The 6,824-nt window shown below is 61.6% G+C and carries 5 protein-coding genes; 4 read left to right on the top strand and 1 reads right to left on the bottom strand.

The genetic code is table 11. The features are described from left to right. Positions 1-87: 87 nt before the first annotated feature. Complete coding sequence (gene cadR / locus EJA70_RS22430) at positions 88-537, bottom strand: Cd(II)/Pb(II)-responsive transcriptional regulator (RefSeq protein WP_158833596.1); 450 nt, start codon at positions 535-537, stop codon at positions 88-90. 84 nt (positions 538-621) lie between these two features. On the opposite strand from cadR, the gene EJA70_RS22425 reads away from it, so the two are divergent. The 4 genes from EJA70_RS22425 (at position 622) to EJA70_RS22410 (ending at position 6,813) form a co-directional block, all read left to right on the top strand. Continuing rightward, positions 622-2,877 carry a heavy metal translocating P-type ATPase gene (locus EJA70_RS22425; RefSeq protein ID WP_158833594.1) on the top strand — a complete coding sequence of 752 codons (2,256 nt, stop codon included), beginning with the start codon at positions 622-624 and terminating at the stop codon, positions 2,875-2,877. 13 nt (positions 2,878-2,890) lie between these two features. Continuing rightward, positions 2,891-3,754 carry a LysR family transcriptional regulator gene (locus EJA70_RS22420; protein ID WP_053124875.1) on the top strand — a complete coding sequence of 288 codons (864 nt, stop codon included), beginning with the start codon at positions 2,891-2,893 and terminating at the stop codon, positions 3,752-3,754. Positions 3,755-4,012: 258 nt separating this feature from the next. Continuing rightward, entirely contained in the window at positions 4,013-5,089 is a 1,077-nt protein-coding gene (locus tag EJA70_RS22415; RefSeq protein WP_158833592.1) for a putative 2-aminoethylphosphonate ABC transporter ATP-binding protein, read from the top strand. Beyond that, a complete protein-coding gene (locus EJA70_RS22410; protein WP_158833590.1) occupies positions 5,089-6,813 on the top strand; it encodes a putative 2-aminoethylphosphonate ABC transporter permease subunit in 1,725 nt (574 codons plus the stop codon). Before EJA70_RS22415 ends, EJA70_RS22410 begins: the two co-directional genes overlap by 1 nt. Positions 6,814-6,824 lie beyond the last annotated feature (11 nt).

Raw genomic sequence — 6,824 nt, 5'->3', positions numbered from 1 at the left:
CGCAGGCTGCGATCTTTTGATCTTGCTGTTTATAAGATCAAAAGATCGCAGCCTGCGGCAGCTCCTACATTTGGTTTTGTTTTGGGCTCAATGGCCGTGGCTGCGGCCTACGTGGGAGTGTTCGACTTCGGTGGCGACGACTCCGCCGCTGACCTCCAGCCGCTGCAAAATCCCGCATTGCTCCGCCATCGGCCTTTCGCCACAGCGTTGGCGCAGGTCGAGCAGTTGTGTCTGCAACGCCAATAACCCATCAATCCGAGCCTTCACATGCTGAATGTGTTCGTCGATCAGCATATTCACGCTTTCACACTGATCCTGCGGGCTGTCACGCATGGCCAGCAGGCTGCGGATTTCTTCGAGGGTCATGTCGAGGGTGCGGCAGTTGCGGATGAAGGTCAGGCGTTCGGCGTGGGCCTGGGTGTAGACGCGGTAGTTGCCGTCGCTGCGGGCCGGCTCCGGCAGGAGGTTTTCGCGCTCGTAGTAGCGGATGGTTTCCACGGCGCAGTCGGTGAGTTTGGCCAGTTCTCCGATCTTCATGACGGCAATCTCCAAAAGGGTGCTTGACCCTATAGTGGCTACAGGGTCTTTACTTGGCAACAGGCACCTTCATGGACGCGACCAATGAGCGATTCCCAGCACACCCACAAGCCCGGCGACGGCCACGATCACAGTCATAAATTGCAGCCTGTGCATAAGCATGCCCATGGCGGAGATTCTTGCTGCTCGTCGACAGCGGCTGCGCCTGCACTGGTGCAACTGAGCGAAAAGACTACCGCCGATGCGCGGCTGAGCAGTTTCCGCATCGAGGCGATGGACTGCCCGACCGAGCAGACGCTGATCCAGAACAAGCTCGGCAAACTCGCCGGTGTGCAGCAGCTCGAATTCAATCTGATCAACCGCGTACTCGGCGTGACCCACAATTTGCCGGGTACCGAGCCGATCACCGAAGCGATCAAATCCCTCGGCATGCACGCCGAACCGCTGGAGGCGGGCGTCGATTCGCCAGCCCCGGCGCCGGTGAAAAAACACTGGTGGCCGCTGGCGCTGTCCGGCGTCGGTGCACTCGCCGCCGAAGTCATTCATTTCACCAACGCCGCGCCCACCTGGGTGGTGGCGATCATCGCGCTGGTGTCGATCCTCAGCGGTGGCCTGACCACTTATAAAAAGGGCTGGATCGCCCTGAAGAATCGCAACCTCAACATCAACGCGCTGATGAGCATCGCCGTGACCGGTGCCATCCTCATCGGCCAGTGGCCGGAAGCGGCGATGGTGATGTTCCTGTTCACCGTCGCCGAGCTGATCGAAGCGCGCTCGCTGGACCGTGCGCGCAATGCGATCAGCGGCCTGATGCAGATGACGCCAGAGCAAGCCACGGTGTTGCAGGCTGACGGTTCGTGGATTGAACAGGAGGTAAAAAGCGTCGAACTCGGCGCCCGCGTGCGGGTGAAGCCGGGCGAGCGCATTGCGCTGGACGGCGAAGTGGTCAGCGGCAGTTCGACCATCGACCAGGCACCGATCACCGGCGAAAGCCTGCCGGTCGAAAAAACCGTCGGCGACAAAGTCTTCGCAGGCACCATCAATCAGGCTGGTTCGCTGGAATACGCGGTGACCGCAGCGGCGAACAACTCGACCCTGGCGCGCATCATCCATGCGGTTGAACAGGCTCAAGGCGCACGTGCGCCTACCCAGCGCTTCGTCGATCAATTCTCGAAAATCTACACGCCCGTGGTGTTCGTGTTTGCCTTGGCCGTGGCGATCATTCCGCCGCTGTTCATGGGCGCCGTGTGGTTCGACTGGATCTACCGCGCGCTGGTGTTGCTGGTGGTCGCGTGCCCATGCGCACTGGTGATTTCCACCCCGGTGACCATCGTCAGCGGCCTCGCGGCAGCGGCGCGCAAAGGCATTCTGGTCAAGGGCGGTGTGTACCTGGAGGGCGGTTTCAAGCTCGACTATCTGGCGCTGGATAAAACCGGCACGATCACCCACGGCAAACCGGTGCAGACCGATTACCTGTCCCTCGACGCGACCGCCGATGCCACGGCACCGGCAATCGCCGCTGCCTTGGCCGGACGTTCCGACCATCCGGTGTCGCTGGCCATCGCCAACGCCGCTGTGGATAAAAACTTTGCCGCGCTGATTGTGGATAACTTCGAAGCGCTGGGCGGGCGGGGCGTCAAAGGCGAAATCAACGGCCAGACCTATCATTTGGGCAACCATCGTCTGGTCGAAGAACTCGGCCTGTGCTCGCCAGCGCTGGAAGAAAAACTCTTCGCGCTGGAGAAACAGGGCAAATCCGTGGTGCTGCTGCTCGACAGTTCCGGCCCGCTGGCGCTGTTCGCCGTGGCCGATACCGTCAAGGAAACCAGCCGCGAAGCGATCCGTCAGTTGCATGAACTCGGGGTGAAAACCCTGATGCTCACTGGCGACAACGTCCACACCGCCCAAGCGATTGCCGCGCAGGTCGGCATCGACGAGGCTCGCGGTGATTTGCTGCCAACCGACAAACTGCAAGCCATTGAAGATCTGTACAAGCAGGGCCATCGTGTGGGCATGGTCGGCGACGGCATCAACGATGCGCCGGCACTGGCCCGCGCCGAGATCGGTTTCGCCATGGCGGCGGCCGGTACCGACACGGCGATCGAAACCGCCGATGTCGCCCTGATGGACGACGATCTGCGCAAGATCCCGGCGTTCATCAGCCTGTCGCGCAACACCGCCAGCATCCTGAAACAGAACATCGCGCTGGCGCTGGTGATCAAGGCGATCTTTCTTGCGGTAACCTTCGCCGGGCTCGCCACCATGTGGATGGCGGTGTTCGCCGACATGGGCGTGAGCCTGTTGGTGGTGTTCAACGGTTTGCGCCTGTTGCGCAAATAGATGAGGAATGGTTGTGCTGAGTGCCGAGTTGAAAGCGTTTTACATGGTCGCCCGCCTGGGCAGCATCACGCTGGCGGCGAAAAAACTCGGCCTCAGCCAACCGACCGTGACCACGCAGATTCGCAATCTGGAAAGTCAGTATTCGGTGGAGCTGTTTTATCGCGGTGGTCGACGGTTGAGCGTCAGTGACGAAGGCGCGCGGTTGCTGCCGATGGTCAAGACGCTTTTGCAGCAGGAGGCCGACATCGAGTTTTTCCTGCGTAACAGCGGTCAGGTGCAGGGCACTTTGCGCATCGCCGCTACTGCGCCGTATTACATTCTTGATCTGGTGAAGACCTTTCGCGAGCGATTGCCGCAGGTGGAAGTGTCGGTAGAAATCGGCAACTCGCAGCAGGTGCTGGAAGCGCTGGAGGATTACCGGGTGGACATCGCCGCGTCGTCGCAATTGCTGGATGACGCGCGGTTGATTCGTCGGGTACTCGGTACTGATCCGCTGGTGTTGGCGGTGCATCGCAATCATCCGCTGGCTGTGCAGGAACATGTGGCGTTGAGTGCGCTGGCCGGGCATACGTTGTTGATGCGTGAGTCGGGCTCGACCACGCGGCGGTTGACCGAAGAGTTGCTGGCGAGTGCCGGGGTGAGTTTCGGGCCGTTGCTGGAGATTGGCAGCCGTGAGTCGATTCGTGAGGCGGTGTTGCGCAATATCGGCATCAGCATCATTGCCCGGCAGGAAGTGCCGCATGATCCGCAGTTGCGCGTGCTGACGATCGAGAATGCGCCGCAGATTCCTGAGTATCTGTATTGCCTGAAAGAGCGCAAGGGCGCGCGGTTGCCTGCGGCGTTCCTTGGGTTGGCGCAGGAAATGTCCCCGGCCTGAGATCTTCAGTGCCTGTGCTGGCCTCATCGCTGGCAAGCCAGCTCCCACAAGGATCTTCAGTGAATGCAGATTTTGTGAGCACCAGAAATACCTGTGGGAGCTGGCTTGCCAGCGATGAGGCCAGATCAAACAACCCATGATCTGAATCCTCTGAACCAAAATCCCCGAATACCACTATCGGTCGTTTTTGCCTCGTTGCCACATGACGGACGCATTACAACTCTAGGATTGGCCCCATCTGCTTGATGAGGTCTGTCCATGAATCCTGCCATCGCAACTGCCCTGACCAACCCCGGTGCGCCGATGAAAGTGCGCGGCGTGCAGAAACGCTTCGGCGCTTTCACCGCGCTGGATAACGTCTCCCTCGACGTCGCCGCCGGTGAACTGGTGTGCCTGCTCGGCCCATCGGGCTGCGGCAAGACCACGTTGCTGCGCTGCATCGCCGGTCTGGAGAAGCAGGACAGCGGCGAACTTTACCTCGGCGATCGCGACGTCTCGCACCTCGCCCCGCAAGCCCGCGACTACGGGATTCTGTTCCAGTCCTACGCGTTGTTCCCCAACCTGACCGTCGAAGCGAACATTGCCTACGGCCTCGCCGGCAGCGGTCGCGACGAAGTGCGCCGCCGCGTCGGCCAGATGCTGGAACTGGTCGGCCTCATCGGCAGCGAGAAAAAATACCCCGGCCAATTGTCCGGCGGCCAACAACAGCGCGTTGCTCTGGCTCGGGCCTTGGCACCAGCACCGTCGCTGTTGTTGCTTGATGAACCGATGTCCGCCCTCGACGCCCGCGTCCGCGAGCATCTGTGTACCGAACTGCGCCAACTGCAACGCAACCTCGGCATCACCACCCTGATGGTCACGCACAATCAGGACGAAGCCATGCTGATGGCCGACCGTATCGCGGTGATGAACAACGGCCGCGTCGAGCAATACGCCACCCCGCAGGAAATCTACAACCGCCCGGCCACACCGTTCGTGGCCGAGTTCGTCGGCCAAGGCAACTGGCTGCCGTTCCAGCGCAGCAGCGACAGTCACGCTCAGGTCGGCGGGATGAACCTGCGCCTCAGCGACGGCAGCGTTCAGCGCGCCTCGGGCCGACTGTTCTGCCGCCCGGAAGCGATCAACGTCAACCCGCCGGTGCACGAAGAGAACCTGTTCCCGGCCAAAGTCCGCGAAATCACCTTCCTCGGCAACCGCTGTCGCATGAGCTTCGAACTCGATCAACTGCCGGGCCACGCCTTGCTCGCCGAACTCGCGCCGGAAGCCATGCCGCGCCTCGGCGCCCAGCAAATCATGGTCGCCTTGCCGCCGCGCAGCCTGCAGGTGTTTGCCTGATGAACAGCAACCTCGCGCTGCCGCTACCGCACAAGCAGGTGCGACAGTCCTCGAAAGCGGAGATCGGCGATCGCATTTTTGTCGTCGGCGGTAAAGTCCTCTTGCTGCTGTTGCTCGGCGTCGCGGTGTTGCTGCCGTTGCTGGCGATCTTCTGGCGTGGCTTTAGTAATGAGGCCGGGCAGGGCGGTGGCTGGATCGCGGCGAAGGAGATGGTGAGCAGCGAGAATTTCCACTGGCTGCTCGGCAACAGCCTGAAAGTGTCCCTCAGCGTTGCGGCCATCGTCGTACCGCTGGCCTATCTGTTTGCCTACGCGCTGCAACGCACGATGATTCCGGCGAAGGGCATCTGGCGCGGGATTTCCCTGTTGCCGCTGATGGCGCCGTCGATGCTGCCGGGGATTGCACTGGTTTATCTGTTCGGCAACCAAGGCATGTTGCGCGGGCTGCTCTCGGACAACATTTATGGGTTCTGGGGGATTGTGCTGGGCGAGGTGATTTACACCTTCCCGCATGCGCTGATGATTTTGCTCTCGGCATTGTCGCTGGCCGATGCGCGGCTGTTCGATGCCGCGTCGAGCATGGGCGCCAGTTCGGCCAAGGCGTTTCGCAGCATCACTTGGCCGGCGACGCGTCAGGCTGTGTTCGCCGCGTTCTGTCTGGTGTTCACCCTGACCATCACCGATTTCGGTGTGCCGGTGGTGGTCGGTGGCGACTATCAAGTGCTGGCGCTGGAAGCCTACAAAGCTGTGGTCGGCCAGCAACAATTCGGTCGCGGCGCATTGATCGGCATGGTGCTGTTGCTGCCGGCGCTGTTCAGCTTCGGTGTCGATGCCTGGCTGCGTCGGCGTCACGGCGACTCCATGAGCGGTCGGGCGCAGGTATTCAAACCGGCGCCGTCGAAACTGCGCGATGGCTGTTATCTGGCGATTGTTTTGCTGATCAGCGCGGCGTTGATTCTGGTGCTCGGCATGGCGGTGTTTTCGTCGCTGGTGAAGTTCTGGCCGTACAACCTGTCGCTGTCGCTCAACCACTATCAGTTCAACGAGACCGCCGGCGGTGGCTGGCTGGCTTACAGCAACAGTTTGAAAATGGCGCTGGGCACGGCGCTGATCGGCAGCGTGCTGATCTTTACCGGCGCTTATCTGATGGAGAAAACCCGCGACCAGCGCGGCCTCAACCTGGCGCTGCGCATGCTCAGTTTTGTGCCGATGGCGGTGCCGGGGCTGGTGCTCGGTCTCGGCTACGTCTTCTTCTTCAACCTCACGGGTAACCCGCTGCATGTGCTGTACGGGACGATGACGCTGCTGATCGTCTGCACCATTGCGCACTACCTGACCACCGCCCAAATGACCGCGACCACTGCATTGCGCCAACTCGACGCCGAGTTCGAAGCCGCTGCGCTGTCGCTGAAGGCGCCGCTGTACCGCCACTACCTGCGCGTCACCGTGCCGATCTGCCTGCCGGCGCTGCTCGACATCGTGCGCTACCTGTTCGTCTCGGCGATGACCACGGTGTCGGCGGCGATCTTCCTCTACAGCCCCGACACCATCCTCGCGGCGGTGGCGGTGCTGAACATGGATGACGCCGGCAACGTCGGCGGCGCGGCAGCGATGTCGACCCTGATTCTGTTCACCTCGGCGGGCTTGTCCTTGCTGCTGGCGTGGGCTTCGCGCGGCTTGCTGCGCCGTTCTCAAGCCTGGCGGCAAACCGCGCCCGGTCGCTGATTCCAACCCCG

This window comes from Pseudomonas sp. PB103 (assembly GCF_009764635.1).
Lineage (GTDB): Bacteria > Pseudomonadota > Gammaproteobacteria > Pseudomonadales > Pseudomonadaceae > Aquipseudomonas.
Note: the sequence above shows the minus strand (reverse complement) of the source record. Positions and strands in the feature narration are given on the sequence as shown.

Excerpts from the sequence above, each read along its gene's own strand:
- cadR (WP_158833596.1), bottom strand. The coding sequence starts at position 537 with ATGAAGATCGGAGAACTGGCCAAACTCACCGACTGCGCCGTGGAAACC.
- EJA70_RS22425 (WP_158833594.1), top strand. The coding sequence starts at position 622 with ATGAGCGATTCCCAGCACACCCACAAGCCCGGCGACGGCCACGATCAC.
- EJA70_RS22415 (WP_158833592.1), top strand. The coding sequence starts at position 4,013 with ATGAATCCTGCCATCGCAACTGCCCTGACCAACCCCGGTGCGCCGATG.
- EJA70_RS22410 (WP_158833590.1), top strand. The coding sequence starts at position 5,089 with ATGAACAGCAACCTCGCGCTGCCGCTACCGCACAAGCAGGTGCGACAG.